The sequence below is a fragment of the Plantibacter sp. H53 genome, assembly GCF_001650455.1.
In the GTDB taxonomy this organism is placed as follows: Bacteria; Actinomycetota; Actinomycetes; order Actinomycetales; family Microbacteriaceae; genus Plantibacter; species Plantibacter flavus_A.
In genome coordinates this window covers 32,368-48,019 of sequence record NZ_LWCT01000048.1, presented here as the reverse complement: position 1 = coordinate 48,019, position 15,652 = coordinate 32,368, and the positions used below count along the sequence as shown (strand labels likewise).

The following is a 15,652-nucleotide window of genomic DNA, read 5'->3' as shown; positions in this document are numbered from 1 at the left end:
GGCGCGACGGAATGATGGGTTGGTAGGCAATCGGCGGTTCTGGAGAAGGTTCGATGAAGATCCTGGTGATTTGCGGCGCGGGTGCGTCGAGCACGTTCATGGCCCAACGCCTGCGTCGCGCGGCAGCCGACCGATCGATCGACGTCTCCGTCGCGGCCGGTGCCGAATCGCAGGTCCTCGGCGGCACGATCGCCCTCGACGGTGTCGACGTCCTGCTCGTCGGCGCCCACCTCGCCGACCACGAGGCCGCGCTGCGCGCTGCAGCCGAGCCCACCGGCACCGCGGTCGCGGTCCTGCTCGGCGACGTCTTCGGCGTCGAGGGTGGCGCGCGAGCCCTCGAACTCGTCCTCTCGATCCAATCACCAACCAGGAGGTAACCCCCATGGCAACTCGAACCGTCCGCATCGGCTCGTCGCACGGCCTGCATGCCAGGCCCGCGAAGCTGTTCACGCAGGCTGCGAAGGACGCCGGGGTCCCGGTGACGATCGCGAAGGGCAGCGGCAAGCCCGTCAACGCGGCGAGCATCCTCGGCGTGATCGCGCTCGCCGTCGAGCACGGCGACTACGTGACCCTGTCCGTCGACGGCGAGGGCGCCGCAGCCGAGGGCACCCTCGACACGCTCTCCGAGCTCCTGGTGACCGACCATGACGAGCAGTAGTCCGATGACCGCGTTCCAGGGCATCGGTATCGGTCAGGGCGTCGCCGTCGGCCCGGTGGCCCGCATGGCCGACCCGCTCCCCGCGCCCGCCGACGTCGCCAGCACCCTCGACCTCGCGACCGAGACCGAGCGCGCGAACACCTCCCTCGCCGCGGTCGCCCGCGAGCTCGAAGCCCGGGGCGCCGCCGCCGGTGGTGCTGCCCGTGACGTCCTCGAGGCCCAGGCGATGATGGCGGAGGACCCGACCCTCGCCGAGGAGATCGCCACACGGCTCGCGGACGGCAAGACCGCCGAGTGGGCCGTCCACGCGGCCTTCGCCTCGTTCCGCGACCAGCTCGCCGCGATGGGCGGCTACCTCGGGGAGCGCGCCGCGGACCTCGACGACGTGTCACAGCGGGTCATCGCCGACCTCATGGGCGTGCCGGCACCCGGCGTCCCCTCACCCGGCCACCCGTTCATCCTCGTCGCCCGCGACCTCGCGCCGGCCGACACCGCCCTACTCGACCTCGACCTGGTCCTCGGCCTCGTCACGAGCGACGGCGGCCCGACCTCGCACACGGCGATCCTCGCCCGCGAGAAGTCGATCGTCGCGATCGTCGGCGTCGTCGGAGCAGCCGAGCTGACCGACGGCACGACGCTCGTCGTCGACGCGGCAGCCGGTGAGGTCACGGTCGATCCGACGCCCGAGCTCGTCGCCGCCACGGAGCAGCGCATCGCCGACCGCCTCGCGCTCGTCAACGCACCGGTCGTCCCCGGTGCACTGGCGGACGGCACACCGGTGCCGCTGCTCGCCAACCTGGGCTCGGCCGAGCACGCCGACGCCGCCGCAGAGCTCGGCGCCGAGGGCGTCGGCCTCTTCCGCACCGAGTTCCTCTTCCTCGACCAGGCGCTCGCGCCCACGGTCGAGCAGCAGCGCGCACACTACGAGAAGCTCCTGAACGCCTTCCCCGGCCAGAAGGTCGTCGTGCGCGTCCTCGATGCCGGAGCCGACAAGCCGTTGGCATTCCTCAACGACGCGCACGAGGACAACCCGGCGCTCGGACTCCGTGGCCTCCGTGCGCTGCGGGCGAGCGAGGACATCCTGCGCGAGCAGCTCACGGCGCTCGCCCAGGCCGACGCCGCGACGGACGCCGACCTCTGGGTCATGGCCCCGATGGTGTCGACCGTCGAGGAGACGAAGTACTTCATGGCGATCGCCGCCGAGTACGGTCTGAAGACGCCCGGCGTCATGGTGGAGGTGCCGTCGAGCGCCCTCCTCGCCGACCGCGTCCTCGCCCACGCCGGATTCGCGTCGATCGGGACCAACGACCTCACGCAGTACACGCTCGCCGCGGACCGCCTGCTCGGTTCCGTCGGCGCGTTCCAGGACCCGTGGCACCCGGCGGTCCTCCGCCTCGTGCAGCTCGTCGGCGAAGCCGGCCAGCACCACGGCAAGCCGGTCGGCATCTGCGGCGAAGCAGCCGCCGACCCGCTCCTCGCCGTCGTCCTCGTCGGACTCGGCGCCACCACCCTGTCCATGTCACCGTCGGCGCTCGCCGACGTCCGTCACTCCCTCCAGCAGTACACGCTCGACGATGCCCGGCGCATCGCGGCAGCAGCACTGGCCGCCGACGGTGCGGCCGAAGCCAGGGCAGCGGCCACCGCTGCAACGACTCCCGAAATGAAAGAGGCAACATCATCATGACAACGACGTCTACTCCCAAGAAGCCGGGAGGTGCACGAGTCGGCGTACAGCGATTCGGCACCTTCCTCTCCGGCATGGTCATGCCGAACATCGCGGCCTTCATCGCCTGGGGCCTCATCACCGCGTTCTTCATCGCGACCGGCTGGTTCCCGAACGGGATCCTCGGCGGCTTCGGCAACGCCGACCTCATCGGCTGGCAGGGTGCCGCGACGGCGCTCGCGCAGGCCGACGACGGGACGACCTTCCCGCAGTACGTCGGCCTCGTCGGCCCGATGATCACGTACCTGCTCCCGCTGCTCATCGCGAACACCGGTGGCCGCATGATCTACGGTGAGCGCGGCGGCGTCGTCGCGTCCATCGCGACCATGGGTGTCATCGTCGGCAGCGCGATCCCGATGTTCATCGGTGCGATGATCATGGGCCCGCTCGCCGCGTGGCTCATGAAGCAGGTGGACCGGATCTGGGACGGCAAGATCAAGGCCGGCTTCGAGATGCTGGTCAACAACTTCTCCGCGGGTATCCTCGGGGCCCTCCTTGCCATCGGCGGCTTCTTCGGTATCGCACCGATCGTCACCGCGCTCAGCAGCTTCCTCGAGGGCATCGTCGACTGGCTCGTCGCCAACTCGCTCCTGCCGATCGCGAGCATCTTCATCGAGCCCGGCAAGATCCTCTTCCTCAACAACGCCATCAACCACGGTGTGCTGACCCCGCTCGGTGTCCAGCAGTCCGAGGAGACCGGCAAGTCGATCCTGTTCCTCCTCGAGGCGAACCCCGGCCCGGGCCTCGGCATCCTGCTCGCGTTCTGCTTCTTCGGCATCGGTCTCGCGAAGGCGTCGGCCCCCGGCGCGGTCATCATCCAGTTCTTCGGTGGCATCCACGAGATCTACTTCCCGTACGTGCTCATGAAGCCGATGCTGGTCCTGGCCGCGATCGGTGGCGGTATGGCCGGTGTGGCGACGAACGTCGCGTTCAATACGGGTCTCCGCGCCCCGGCCTCGCCCGGTAGCATCATCGCCGTGCTCATCCAGACGGCTCCCGACAGCTACGTCGGCGTGATCCTGTCGGTCATCGTCGCAGCCGCCGTCTCGTTCGCGATCTCCGCGATCATCCTGCGGGCCAGCCGGAAGCGCGACCTCGAGAACGAGAACGCCGGCGACCTCTCGGCCGCCGTCGCCGCGACCGAAGCCGCCAAGGGCAAGAAGTCGAGCGTGCTCGGCAACCTCTCCGCCGGAAGCGCCGCAGCCGGTGCGGACGTCGTCGACGAGGGCGTCGTCACGACGCTCGAGCGCGGCCCGATCCGCAACATCGTCTTCGCCTGCGACGCCGGTATGGGTTCGAGTGCGATGGGTGCCTCGGTGCTCCGCAACAAGATCAAGAAGGCCGGCATCGACGAGATCACCGTCACCAACAAGGCGATCGCGAACCTCGCCGACGACGTCGACCTCGTCATCACCCAGCGCGAGCTGACGGAGCGCGCGAAGGAGAAGACCCCGAGTGCCGTGCACATGTCGGTCGACAACTTCATGAACTCTCCGAAGTACGACGAAGTGGTGGAGTTGCTCCGCGGAGAGGGAGCACACTAGCAACGGAACGATCCCGGGGCGCACGCGAAGGGCGTGCGCCCCGGGGCTCCATCCACCGCCCTTCACCCGGCTCCGGACCGCACCGGCGGAGCCCCGCACGACGAATGCAGAGGAAGACATGTCGCAGGTACTGACCCAGGACCGGATCACCATCGTCACCGGGACGGTGACGCAGGAGGAGGCCATCCGCCGCGCTGCCGACGCCCTCGAAGCGGCCGGAGCCGTGACCGACGAGTACTTCGAGGCCATGCTCGCCCGCGAGCAGTCCGTGTCGACCTACATGGGCAACCTCCTCGCGATCCCGCACGGGACGAACGACGCGAAGGAGGCGGTCCGTGATTCCGCCCTGTCGTTCACCCGCTACGAGACGCCCATCGACTGGGACGGCGACGAGGTCCGCTTCGTCGTGGGCATCGCCGGCAAGGACGGCGGGCACATGGAGATCCTCTCCAAGATCGCCATCATCTTCTCCGAGGACGACGAGGTCGCCAAGCTGCTCGCAGCCGAGACGCCCGAGGAGCTCTACGCGCTCCTGAGCGAGGTCAACGAGTGATGCGAGCCGTCCACTTCGGCGCCGGCAACATCGGGCGCGGCTTCGTCGGTCTGCTCCTCCACGAGGGCGGCTACGAGGTCGTCTTCGCGGACGTCAACGCCGAGCTCATCGATGCGATCGCCGCGGCCGACAGCTACACGGTGCACGAGGTGGGCGACGGCGCGAAGGACACGGTCGTCACCGGGTTCCGCGCGATCAACAGCGCCGCCGACGAGGAGGCCCTCGTCCAGGAGATCGCCGCCGCCGAGGTGGTGACCACCGCCGTCGGGCCGACCATCCTGCGCTTCGTCGCTCCGGTCATCGCGCGTGGGATCGCCGCGCGTCCGGCCGACGCCGCTCCGCTCGCCGTCATGGCCTGCGAGAACGCGATCAACGCCACCGACCTCCTCGCCACCGAGGTGCGCCAGGCGGTCGGCGACGAGGCCTGGGCGTCGCTGTCGGCCCGAGCCGTGTTCGCGAACACGGCCGTGGACCGCATCGTCCCGGGCCAGCCCGCCGGGCAGGGCATCGACGTGACCGTCGAGACCTTCTACGAGTGGGCCATCGAGACCCCGGCGTTCAACGGCTCCCTGCCGTCGATCCCCGGTGCCCACTTCGTCGAGGAGCTCGCGCCGTACATCGAGCGGAAGCTCTTCACCGTGAACACCGGCCACGCCTCCGTCGCCTACTTCGGTGCGCGCGCCGGTATCGGGACCATCGCCGAAGCGCTCGCCGAGCCGTCGATCGCCGCGGCCGTCGGCGCGGTGCTGGAGGAGACCTCCGCGCTGCTCGTCGCCAAGCACGGGCTCGACGTCGACGCGCAACGCGAGTACCGCGAGACGATCCTCCGTCGCTTCGCGAACGTGCACCTGCCCGACACCGTGGAGCGCGTCGGTCGGCAGCCGTTGCGCAAGCTGAGCCGGACCGAGCGGTTCATCGGGCCCGCCGCAGAACTGGCGGAGCGCGGCATGGCCCACGACGCACTCGTCTCGGCCATCGGTGCCGCGCTCGAGTTCGACGTCGCCGACGACGAGCAGAGTGTCCACCTGCAGGCGAAGCTCCACGAGCTCGCGCCGGGCACCTTCGTCGAGGAGGTCACCGGCCTCGCTCCCGAGCACCCGCTGGCTCCCGCGGTGCTCGCGCAGGTCGTCGCCCGACAGGCCTCGCTCGCGTAGTGCCCTTCGACAGGCTCAGGGGCCGGATCCGTCCGGGCCCTGGGCCTGTCGCCGTCTCCCTGCCCCTGAGCACGCCTCGCCCTGGTCCCTGAGCGCGACCTCCTCCGGTCCCTGAGCCTGTCGAAGGGCCTCAGAACATCTTGCCCGGGTTGAGGAGGTTCTCGGGGTCGAAAAGCCGCTTGATCCCGTGCTGGAGCGCGAGCTGATCCTCGCCGAGCTCGTCGCCGAGCCAGCGCTTCTTGAGCAGGCCGATGCCGTGCTCGCCGGTGAGGGTGCCGCCGAGCCGCAGCGCCGTGGTGAAGAGGTCGTCGGCGGCCTGCCAGATGAGGTCGGGTACCTCGACACCCTCGAAGACGAAGTTCGGGTGGAGGTTGCCGTCGCCCGCGTGCGCGACCGTCGGGATGGAGATGCCGTAGCGGCGCTCGATCTCGCCGATCGCCGTGAACATCGCCGCCAACTGGCTGCGGGGGACCGACACGTCCTCGATGAGCGGGGTGCCGAACTGCTCGAGCGAGGGGTGCAGGGCACGGCGGACGGCCAACAGGTGCTCACCCGTCGCGTGGTCGGTGGACATCTCAGCACGCCCGCCGCCGGCGTGGAGCACCTCGAGGATCGCGGCGGCCTCCGCCTCGGCGTTCGGGCCGTCGGTCTGGATCACGACGTGCGCCTCTCCGCTGTTCGGGATCGGCAACTGCAGGTAGCGGTGCACGGCGACGAGCGCGACGGGGTCGAGGAGTTCCATGATCGACGGTTGGATACCGGACGCGGTGACGGCGGCGGTGGCCTCCGCGGCCGAGACGACACTGGGGAAGTACCCGGCGATGGTCGCGACGGTGCCCGGCGTCACGCGACGGATGCGGACGGTCGCCTCGACGATGACGCCGAGGACGCCCTCGGATCCGACCATGAGACTCGTGAGGTCGAGGCCGGTGACCCCCTTCACGCTCCGGTGCCCGACGCTGATGAGCCGTCCGTCGGCCAGGACGACCTTGAGGGCGAGCACAGCGTCGCGCGTCACGCCGTACTTGGCACAGAGCAGGCCACCGGCACCGGTCGCGATGTTCCCACCGACGGTCGAGATCGCGCGGCTCGCCGGGTCGGGCGCGAACCAGAGCCCCCTGGCGAGCAGGAGGTCGTTGAAGGCGCCGTTGATGATGCCCGGTTCGACCACCGCGAGGAGGTCGGGTTCGTTGATCTCCAGGACGCGCTGCATCTCGAGCGTCGACAGGACGATCTCGCCCGCGCCGCCGAGTGCGCCGCCGGCCAGTCCGGTACCGGCGCCGCGCGTCACGACCGGCGTCCCCGTCGCGGTGGCGATCCGCATGACCGTCTGGACGTCCTCGATGGAGCGTGCGGAGACCACGGCGATGGGTGGGGCGTCGGACACGTGACCCGACTTGTCGGACCGTGCGTCCGCGAGGACGGCGTCCGTCGTCGAGACCGCGTCGCCGAGGGCGTCACGGAGCGCGTCGAGGACGGTCGGCGTCGTCATCGCGGCAGGGCTGATCCGTCGGCCCAGACCGCCTGGACGTTCCACTGGTGGTCGAGGAGGACGGCGTCCGCGGCGTATCCCGGGGCCAGTCGTCCGAAGCGGTCGGCGAGGCCGAGGACACGGGCCGGGGTGCTCGTGAGCGCACCGACCGCCGCGTCCGCCGCGACACCGCTGGTGATGGCGAGTCGGAGCGCCCGGTCGAGCGTCAGCGTCGAGCCGGCGATCGAGTCGCCTTCCACGAGCCGCGCCAGACCGTCGGTCACCTGGACCTCGAGCGCTCCCAGCAGGTAACGGCCGTCGGAGGAACCGGCTGCGGCCATCGCGTCGGTGATGAGTGCGACGCGGCCCGGGGCCTGCTCGAAGGCGAGCTTCGCGACGTCGGGGTGCACGTGTTCGCCGTCGAGGATGAGCTCGACCGTGACCCGCTCGTCGGCGAAGGAGGCGATGATCGGTCCGGGCGCACGGTGGTGGATCCCGTTCATCGCGTTGAACACGTGGGTGACGAGTCGGGCACCGAGATCGAACGCCGTCTTCGTCAGTGCCTCGTCGGCGTCGGTGTGACCCACGGCGACGATGACGCCGGCCTCGACGAGGACCTGGATCGCCTCGAGGGCGTTCGGCAGCTCAGGGGCGATCGTGATCTGCCGGAGCGTGCCTCGGCTCGCGTCGATGAGGCGTTCGACGACGGCCGGGCTCGGGTCGATGAGCGCCCCGGGGTCGTGTGCGCCCTTCTTGGCCGATGAGAGGAACGGACCTTCGAGGTGGGCTCCGAGGACCAGCGGATCTTCGGCGACGAGGTCGGCGATCCCCTCGAGACTCGCGACGAGGGCGTCGACCGGGTTCGAGACGAGACTGATGAGCGTCCTCGTGGTCCCGTGCGCCCGGTGCACCGCGAGCGCGCGTCCGATGGCGTCGCGTCCGTCGTCGAAGGACGAACCGCCGCCGCCGTGGACGTGGAGGTCGATGAACCCCGGCGTGAGGTGGCCGCCGTGTGCGTCGAGGACGGATGCGTCGTCGCCGACGGTGAGGGACCGCCAGTCGTCGCCGGTACCGGTGGAGCGGATGACACCGTCGACCGCGTGCAGCCAGAAGGCGTCCTGGTGGCCGTCGACGTCGACCTTGGTGGCGGAGTGGATCAGGAGCTCGGTCATGCGAGCTGCTTCCGGCCGCGGATGACACCACTGGCGACGGCGACCACGGCGAAGACGGTCGCGATGATCGGCTGCCCGAGGTGCAACCAGGCGAGCGCCGCCGCCGCGAAGATGAGGAGCTCGACGACCGCCTGGCCGTAGAGGTCGATGCGGATCACGGCGCGCGGCGAGAGGAACAGCGCCCAAAGGATGATCGCCACGACCGGCGCGGCGATCCCGACGACCACGTTCAGGGGGAACGGCCACACCGCGACGCCCCAGAAGCCGAGCGAGAAGAAGGCGAAGAGTTCGAGGAAGAACCGCAGGATCTCGTTGGGGCCGATCTTCACGTCGGCGGGAGTTCGTTCAGACACCACACGATTCTACGGCGCGTGGCCGAGAGCCCGCTCCGGGTCAGCGGAAGATGATCGTGCGCGCCCCGTCGAGGAGGACGCGGTCCTCGGCGAACCACTTCACCGCCTGGGTGAGGGTGCGGCTCTCCTCGTCCTGACCGATGGCGACGAGCTCCGCGGGGGAGCGGGAGTGGTCCACGCGGACGACGTTCTGCTCGATGATCGGTCCCTCGTCGAGGTCGCTCGTCACGAAGTGCGCGGTCGCACCGATGAGCTTGACGCCGCGCGCGTGCGCCTGCTTGTACGGGTTCGCGCCCTTGAAACCGGGCAGGAAGGAGTGGTGGATGTTGATGGCGCGACCGGCGAGGCGCTCGCAGAGCTCGGGGGACAGGATCTGCATGTACCTCGCGAGGACGACGAGCTCGATGTCGTGCTCCTCGACGGCCTCGACGACCCTGGCCTCGAACGCCGCCTTCGAGGCTGCGTCCGTCACGGGCAGCGCCTCGAAGGGCACGCCGTAGAAGGAGGCGAGATCGCGGAGCGAACCGTGGTTGCTGAGCACGAGGGGGATCTCGACCGGGAGCTGGCCGGCCCGCTGGCGGAAGAGCAGGTCGTTGACGCAGTGTGCCGCCGTCGAGGCCAGGACGAGCGTCCGGAGCGGGCGACCGACGACGTCGAGCCGCCACTGGAGGCCGTACCGCTCGACGACCGGTGCGATGGCCGCCTCGAAGCGCTCGCGCGAGACCGCAGCCTCGACCTGGAGCCGCATGAAGAACCGCCCGGTGTCATCGCTCGAGAACTGCTGGCTCTCGGTGATGTTGCCGTCGGCCTCGACGATCGCACCGCTGATCGCATGCACGATACCGGGCCGGTCCTCGCAGATGATCGAGAGCACCCAGTGGACGGAGCGCTCGTGCGTGGTCGATGGCACAGCGGAGGGATCGGTCGAGTTCGTCACCGACTCAGGTTACCGGGACCCGACCGCTCACGCCGCAGGGACGGACCGCTCGTCGACGAGGTCGGCGTGGGAGGACTGCCGCAGGTACGACCGAACCGTCTCACGGCTCTGCCGCAGGCAGTCGATGCGGGCGTCGATCGAGGCGATCTGCGCATGGAGCGACTCGGCCGTCGCGCGGGAGCAGTCGGGCACGGCACGCGAGGTGCGCGCGTCGTCGAGATCGAGGACCACGCGCACGAGACGGGTCGTGAGCCCCGCGTCGAACAGGTTGTCGACCGTGACGACGTGGTCGATCGCGGACGGTTCGTACTCGTCGGGCGCGTGCGACGCGCGCACGGGCGCCAGGAGTCCCTCCTCCTCGTAGGAGCGGAGCCGGGTGGCCGGGACACCCGTTCGTTCAGCGAGTTCTGCAATGCGCATGAGCGGCCTCTCTGTCACCTTCACGTCAGCTGCAACGTCGGATCGAGCCCTCCGCATTCCCGGCCTCGGGTAGACTCGTCCGCGGTCGCCGGATGTCGGTTGACCCTGGGCGCGCACATCAGCGCGTAGACGAACTCGTCCGCCACGTCCGTCGACGAGTGAACGCCATCGTTGGAGCAATCCGATGACCTCCTCTTCGCCCTCCTCGGCGCGCGCCGCCGAACCCACCAAGCCGTCGTCACCGCCGTTCCCCTGGGTCGGCCTCATCGCGCTCGCGGCGGGCACCTTCCTCTCCGTCACCGGCGAGATGATCCCGACCGGCCTCCTCCCGGAGATGAGCGCCTCGCTCGGCGTGACCGAGTCGCAGATCGGGCTCCTCGTCAGCGTGTTCGCGTTCACGGTGGTGCTGTCGAGCACCGCGCTCATCCACCTCACCAGGCGTGTGCCGCGACACGCGTTGCTCGTGGCCGTCATCGTCGTCCTCGGCGTGAGCACCGGTCTCGGCGCGCTCGCCCCGAACTACGAACTCCTCGTCGCCACCCGGGTGCTCGGCGGGCTCGCCCATGGTGTCTTCTGGGCGGTCGTCGGCGCGTACGCCGGTCACCTGGTCCCGAAGGAACAGCTCGCCCGTGCCGTGTCCGTGACGATCGCCGGAGGCACGCTCGCCTTCGTCCTCGGCGTCCCGCTCAGCACCGCGCTCGGGCACGCGCTCGGCTGGCGCCTCGCGTTCGGCGTGCTCGCCGCAGCCATGCTCCTCGGCGCCGTCGTCGTGTGGTGGAAGCTGCCGCCCGTCGGTCGGGAGGAGTCGCACGCGGCAGCCTCGGGTGCGACGGGCCGTGATCCGAGCATCATCCCGGTCGCGATCGTCTGCATCGCGGTCGGCGTCATCATGGCGGGCCATTACGCGTTCTACACCTACATCGCACCGTTCCTCATCGGCGAGGTCGGTGTCCCGGCCGGCCAGCTCAGCATCCTCCTCCTCGTCTACGGCGTCGCGGGCGCGATCGGCCTCATCCTCACCGGCAGCGTCTTCGCGAGGCGTGCGACCACCGGCCTGTTCGTCGCCCTGACCGTGTCTGCCGCCATGGTGAGCGTCCTCGCCCTCTCAGCAGAGTGGCTTCCGGGCGCACTCGTCGCGTTCTTCCTCTGGGGGACGGCCTTCGGCATGCTGCCGCCGCTCATGCAGACGCGCCTCCTGCACGCGGCGAGCCCGCGCATCCGCGACACCGCGAACGCGTTCTACACGACCGCGTTCAACACGGGTATCGGTGGCGGTTCGGCGCTCGGCGCGTTGCTCCTCGCCGAGATCGGTCTCGGCGTGCTGCCGTGGGTGTACGTGTGCCTCGCCGTGGTCGCGACCTCGCTCCTCGCCGCGGACGTGCTGCGCACCCGCAGGCGCGAATCCGTCTGATCGAGCACGAGCCGTTGCGGACGCGCTCAGCGTGACCGTTTACGGTACCGCCGGTTCGTCCGTCGTCGGCGCCGGTGAGGCGTCTGCGCCATCGGTCGGCGCGGTGACGTCGGGTGCGGTCTCCACCGGCGTCTCCGTCTCCGTCGCCGGATCAGGCTCGGTCGTACTCGGCATGTCCGGCTCCGTCGCGGGAGCCGGTTCCACCGGGATCTGGTCCGCGATCGGTTCGACGACGGCCTGAACAGGGAGCGGAGCGGGAACCGCCTCCGGTGCGGTGTCCAGAACCGCTTCCGGGAGCGGGGCCGTCGCTGGATCGACGGCGGACTCGGTACTCAGGAGTCCGGTCAGCGAGAGGTACTCGACGGAGGTCGCAGGTCCCACGCGCGATGGGTCCGCGGGGTCGACGCTCCAGACGCTGAGCTCGTGGAACCCGCCGGCCACGGCGGCGCCGGTGAGCGTCGCCCGACCGTCGGCATCGAGCGCGACGCGCTGCTCGTCACCACCGTCGAGGGTGTACCCGATCGCACCGTTCTGAGCGCCGCTGATGACGATCGGTGCGTCCGGCTCGAGGATCCGGAATGACAGGATCGTCTCGAATCCGGAGATCGAGGGCCCGGAGATCGTCATGCCGGCAGGTTCCGCGGACACGGTGACCTGGTCACCGAGGGTCTGGCGCACCGTGAGGGTGAACGTCCCAGACCGGTTGAGGACGACCGGTCCTGTCGACCAGGTCCCGGTCACCGGGGCGGCTGCGACCGATGACCGCTGCGCGGACCCCGGCACGACCGTCGAAGCCACGACGAGGTCGCCGTCGAGGACGTCGATGGTGGCTCCGGCCGCTCCCGTGCCGCTGAACGTCGGCCACAGGTAGCCACCGCCGGAGTCGGCGACCATGGTCGGCACCGGGAGCGCTGTGGGTTCGGTCGGGTCGACGGGATCGACCGGGGTGACGGGCGGAGCGACCGGTGGGGCAGCGGGCGTCGGAACCTGCGGGGAGACCACGACGGGATCCGGCGTCCCGTCCTCGTTCGGACTCGGACTCGGACTCGGAGTCGGAGTCGGACTCGGACTCGGTGCCGGCGCCGGGGAGGAGGGTGTCGGCGTCGGGCCGGCGATCGGGGCCGCATCCGGGGACGGGGCGGCGGGCGCATCGGTGGGCCCAGCAGCCGTGCCGGAGGTCGGCGTGTCGGCGGTCGGCGGGAACACCACCGGACCCAGGACGAGCGCGGCGGCGGTCACCGCTGCGACGACGCCGACACCGATCGCGGCGATGATCCCGCCGGAGAGACCCGCCGCCGCAGCACCCGCGGCGCCGGCACCCGACGCGGCGCCGGCACCCGACGCGGCGCCACCGGAACCGGCTGCACCGGAGGCCGCCACCCCACCGGAGGCCGCCACCGAGGTGCCCAGATGCGCCGTCACTGCGACCCCACCGGTGACACCGGCAGGCATCGCGGCGACCGCGGTCGCCGACGGGCCGTTCGCCTGCAACCACGCGGTGTAGCCGGCCGCACCGGCGGCGCCTGCGACGAGGGGGAGGAGGACGAGCGCCATGCGCGAGCCGACCTCCTTCGCCTCAGCGGCCACGATGGTGCACCGCTGGCAGGCGTCCAGGTGCGACTCGACCTTGGCCGTGTCCCGGGCGGAGAGGTTCCCGCGCGCGTACGATCCGAGCCTGCTGATCGTGAAGGCGTGCTCCGAGTCGTCGTCGACGGCCTGCAGGTGCGCCTGGATCCACGCTTCGCGCAGCCCCTCGCGTGCTCGGTAGGCGAGCGCGGACACCGAGTTGGCCTTCATCCCGAGGAGCGGCGCGACCTCCGCAGGCGTCATCGCCTCGATCTCCGTGTACCACAGCACCTCCTGCCATCGGGTCGGCAGGCTCCGGAACGCTCGGGCACTCAGGCTGCGATCGAGGGCCTCGATCGAGGAGGCCTCGTTCGTGCCCGGGTCCTCGAAGGAGTCCAGGGTGTCGAGCGAGGTCTCCCGACGCGATCGGCCCCACGCGGCCGCCGTGTTCCGGATGGTGGTGAACAGGTAGGGGCGGAAGGCGCCGGTGGGTCCCTTCCCGCGACGGACCGCCTGATAGATGCGGGCGAAGGACTCCGAGACGAGGTCGTCGGGATCGAGGCTCGAGGTGACGGACCGGGCGACGGTCCGTCCGGCGTTCGAGTGTCGTCGCCACAGCTCCGCGTAGGCGTCCTGCGAGCCCGTGCGGGTGTGCTCGATGAGCTCGGCATCCGATCGCTCGGTGAGCGATGAAGCCGGGGATGTGTCCAGGCTCATGATGCCTCCGTCTGCGAGCTGCGCACTACCGGGCACCGTGCCCGCCCAAGAGAGTCGGGTGGAGCGGGATCATGACGCCGATCCCTCATCTTGGCACGAGGTGTCTCGCGGACAGCCGCTGGCGCCGAGGAAGATCCGTTCCGATTGTTCTGGGAAACCGCGTCATGACCTGTTCGGGATGCACTCTCTCAGGATGAACAGCAGGATTCCCGGCGACGGGGACCCGGCTGGGTCGTCCTCGGACGGCCACGATGCGCGCCACGGCCGGCGTGCATCGGGCAACGGACCCGAAACGTTGCAGATCTCGACGGGAGGGGGCGCCTTCGTGCGTACCCGTCGACAGGCCGGGAGTGGTGCTCGGGGGCGAGCGCCACTCCCGGCCGCCTTCCCGTCCGTCGCCCGGATCAGTCGAGCCAGCCGACCTCGGGGGAGCGGTGGAAGGCGATGCCCGCGGCCGACCAGCCCTGAGCGAGGCCGGCCAGCCGGTCTCGGAAGTCGCTCCAGTCCGGCGTGCGTCGCTCCGACCAGCCGATCTCCGCGATGGACGCGATCCGAGGGAAGACGAGGAACTCGAGCGTCTGCACGTCGGCCACGGTCTCCGTCCAGAGCGGGGCCTCGACGCCGAGGATGTCCTGCTCTCCGACACCTTCGACGATCTCGGTCGGCTCCCAGACGGCGGAGCGTTCGACACTCGTGGGGCCGTCCGCCCAGGTGAGGCCGGCCGTCGCGACGCCGGGATACTGCATGTCGAGGTAGGCGACGTCGGCCGGAGACATGAGGACCTGCCCGCCCTGATCCACGAACGAGCGCAGCTTGTCGGCGTGGCCGTCCTCGGGGGAGACGTAGTTCCAGTACTGGCCGATGGTGCCGGGGGCGAGGTCCCGAGACGCGCCGAACTCGTGCCAGGCGATCGCGGTCTTCCCGGTCGTGGCGACCACTTCGGACACCCGACGGGCGAAGTGGAGGAAGTCCGCGTCAGTGGTGGCGAGCGCTTCATCGCCACCCAGGTGGAGGTACGGACCCGGAGTCATCGCGGCGAGCTGGGTGAAGACGTCGTCGAGGAACATGTAGGTGGACTCGGCATGGATGTCGAGGCTCGAGAAGCCGACCTCCGTGCCGGTGTAGGGCTCGCGGGCGACGCCGTCCGGGTTGAGTTCGGGATACGCCGCGAGGACCGCGTTCGTGTGTCCGGGGACGTCGATCTCGGGGACGATCGTGACGCGGCGGTCGGCGGCGTACTCGATGATCGCCCGGTAGTCGTCGGCACTGTACGAGCCGCCCGCACCACCACCGACCGCGGTCGCCGCACCGATCCCGGTGAGCTCCGGCCACCCGGCGATCTCGAGGCGCCACCCCTGGTCGTCGGTGAGGTGCAGGTGCAGGTGGTTGAGCTTGAGTGCGGCGATCTGGTCGATGAACCGCTGCACCTGCGCGACCGTGAAGAAGTGCCTCGCGACGTCGAGCATCGCGCCGCGGTACGCGAAGCGCGGCGCGTCGTCGATGACGGTCGCTGCGATGATCCAGTCCTGTGCGTCGGCCGTCGACGCCCAGTTGCTCGGCGGGAGGAGCTGCCTGAGTGTCTGCGTGCCATGGTGGACCCCGTCGGCGTCCGCGCCGACGATCTCGACACCGGAGGCCTCGGCGGTCAATCGGTAGGCCCCGCTCGTCGTCGACAGGCGGGGGTCGACCGACAGCGAGATGTCCGCACCCGCCGAGTCCGCGACCTCCTCCGTGCCGGTGGTCTCGACCGGGAGGTCGAAGCCCGTCGAGGCGCGCAGGGCCTCGGCGAGGATCCGAGCCGTGGTCGCCGCCGACGGGTCGGTACGGATCACCGAATCCGCCGACAACCGGAACGGGGGAGCGGAGACGTCCGTGGTCTGCGACATGGGTCGGGGCAGCAGGCTCATGCGTGGTTCCTTCAGCGTCGGCGACGCGGGATCGTGGGGCCGGAACGGGGTTTGTTCGGAGGGTGA

General features: G+C 70.3%; 14 protein-coding genes. 7 read left to right on the top strand and 7 right to left on the bottom strand.

Annotated elements, in window-relative coordinates; all coding sequences use genetic code 11:
• Positions 1-53 precede the first annotated feature (53 nt).
• The 6 genes from A4X17_RS15855 (at position 54) to A4X17_RS15830 (ending at position 5,632) form a co-directional block, all read left to right on the top strand.
• Positions 54-377, top strand: coding sequence for a PTS sugar transporter subunit IIB (locus A4X17_RS15855; protein ID WP_064296635.1), 324 nt, complete (start codon positions 54-56; stop codon positions 375-377).
• A 5-nt stretch (positions 378-382) separates the two neighbouring features.
• Entirely contained in the window at positions 383-658 is a 276-nt protein-coding gene (locus A4X17_RS15850) for an HPr family phosphocarrier protein (protein WP_064296634.1), read from the top strand.
• A gap of 4 nt (positions 659-662) precedes the next feature.
• The gene (gene ptsP, locus A4X17_RS15845) at positions 663-2,342 is read left to right on the top strand and encodes a phosphoenolpyruvate--protein phosphotransferase (RefSeq protein ID WP_082916226.1); all 1,680 of its coding nucleotides are present in this window, start codon (positions 663-665) and stop codon (positions 2,340-2,342) included.
• Positions 2,339-3,925 carry a PTS mannitol transporter subunit IICB gene (locus A4X17_RS15840; RefSeq protein WP_064296633.1) on the top strand — a complete coding sequence of 529 codons (1,587 nt, stop codon included), beginning with the start codon at positions 2,339-2,341 and terminating at the stop codon, positions 3,923-3,925. The genes ptsP and A4X17_RS15840 overlap by 4 nt, the downstream gene beginning before the upstream one ends.
• 118 nt (positions 3,926-4,043) lie before the next feature.
• The gene (locus tag A4X17_RS15835; protein WP_064296632.1) at positions 4,044-4,478 is read left to right on the top strand and encodes a PTS sugar transporter subunit IIA; all 435 of its coding nucleotides are present in this window, start codon (positions 4,044-4,046) and stop codon (positions 4,476-4,478) included.
• On the top strand, positions 4,478-5,632 hold the full coding sequence (locus tag A4X17_RS15830; protein ID WP_064296631.1) for a mannitol-1-phosphate 5-dehydrogenase: 1,155 nt from the start codon (positions 4,478-4,480) through the stop codon (positions 5,630-5,632). The genes A4X17_RS15835 and A4X17_RS15830 overlap by 1 nt, the downstream gene beginning before the upstream one ends.
• Before the next feature lie 130 nt (positions 5,633-5,762).
• On the opposite strand, the gene A4X17_RS15825 is transcribed toward A4X17_RS15830, so the two are convergent.
• From A4X17_RS15825 to A4X17_RS19555, 5 genes are read right to left on the bottom strand one after another with little or no spacing between them, the layout of a single operon-like run.
• The gene (locus A4X17_RS15825) at positions 5,763-7,124 is read right to left on the bottom strand and encodes an FAD-binding oxidoreductase (RefSeq protein ID WP_064296630.1); all 1,362 of its coding nucleotides are present in this window, start codon (positions 7,122-7,124) and stop codon (positions 5,763-5,765) included.
• A complete protein-coding gene (gene nagA, locus A4X17_RS15820; RefSeq protein WP_064296629.1) occupies positions 7,121-8,275 on the bottom strand; it encodes an N-acetylglucosamine-6-phosphate deacetylase in 1,155 nt (384 codons plus the stop codon). The genes A4X17_RS15825 and nagA overlap by 4 nt, the downstream gene beginning before the upstream one ends.
• Positions 8,272-8,628: a YrdB family protein gene (locus A4X17_RS15815; RefSeq protein ID WP_231884415.1), complete on the bottom strand. Its 357-nt coding sequence runs from the start codon at positions 8,626-8,628 to the stop codon at positions 8,272-8,274. Before A4X17_RS15815 ends, nagA begins: the two co-directional genes overlap by 4 nt.
• Before the next feature lie 40 nt (positions 8,629-8,668).
• Positions 8,669-9,565 carry a formyltetrahydrofolate deformylase gene (purU, locus tag A4X17_RS15810; RefSeq protein WP_369808468.1) on the bottom strand — a complete coding sequence of 299 codons (897 nt, stop codon included), beginning with the start codon at positions 9,563-9,565 and terminating at the stop codon, positions 8,669-8,671.
• Positions 9,566-9,592: 27 nt separating this feature from the next.
• On the bottom strand, positions 9,593-9,985 hold the full coding sequence (locus A4X17_RS19555; RefSeq protein WP_064296627.1) for a MerR family transcriptional regulator: 393 nt from the start codon (positions 9,983-9,985) through the stop codon (positions 9,593-9,595).
• A gap of 184 nt (positions 9,986-10,169) precedes the next feature.
• Here A4X17_RS19555 and A4X17_RS15800 point away from each other — a divergent pair, with 184 nt between their 5' ends.
• Positions 10,170-11,396: an MFS transporter gene (locus tag A4X17_RS15800; protein ID WP_064296626.1), complete on the top strand. Its 1,227-nt coding sequence runs from the start codon at positions 10,170-10,172 to the stop codon at positions 11,394-11,396.
• Positions 11,397-11,435: 39 nt separating this feature from the next.
• On the opposite strand, the gene A4X17_RS15795 is transcribed toward A4X17_RS15800, so the two are convergent.
• Both A4X17_RS15795 and A4X17_RS15790 read right to left on the bottom strand, forming a co-directional pair.
• The gene (locus tag A4X17_RS15795; RefSeq protein WP_064296625.1) at positions 11,436-13,679 is read right to left on the bottom strand and encodes a sigma-70 family RNA polymerase sigma factor; all 2,244 of its coding nucleotides are present in this window, start codon (positions 13,677-13,679) and stop codon (positions 11,436-11,438) included.
• A gap of 404 nt (positions 13,680-14,083) precedes the next feature.
• Positions 14,084-15,586, bottom strand: a complete 1,503-nt coding sequence (locus A4X17_RS15790) for a beta-N-acetylhexosaminidase (RefSeq protein ID WP_064296624.1) — start codon at positions 15,584-15,586, stop codon at positions 14,084-14,086.
• Between the last annotated feature and the right edge of the window lie 66 nt (positions 15,587-15,652).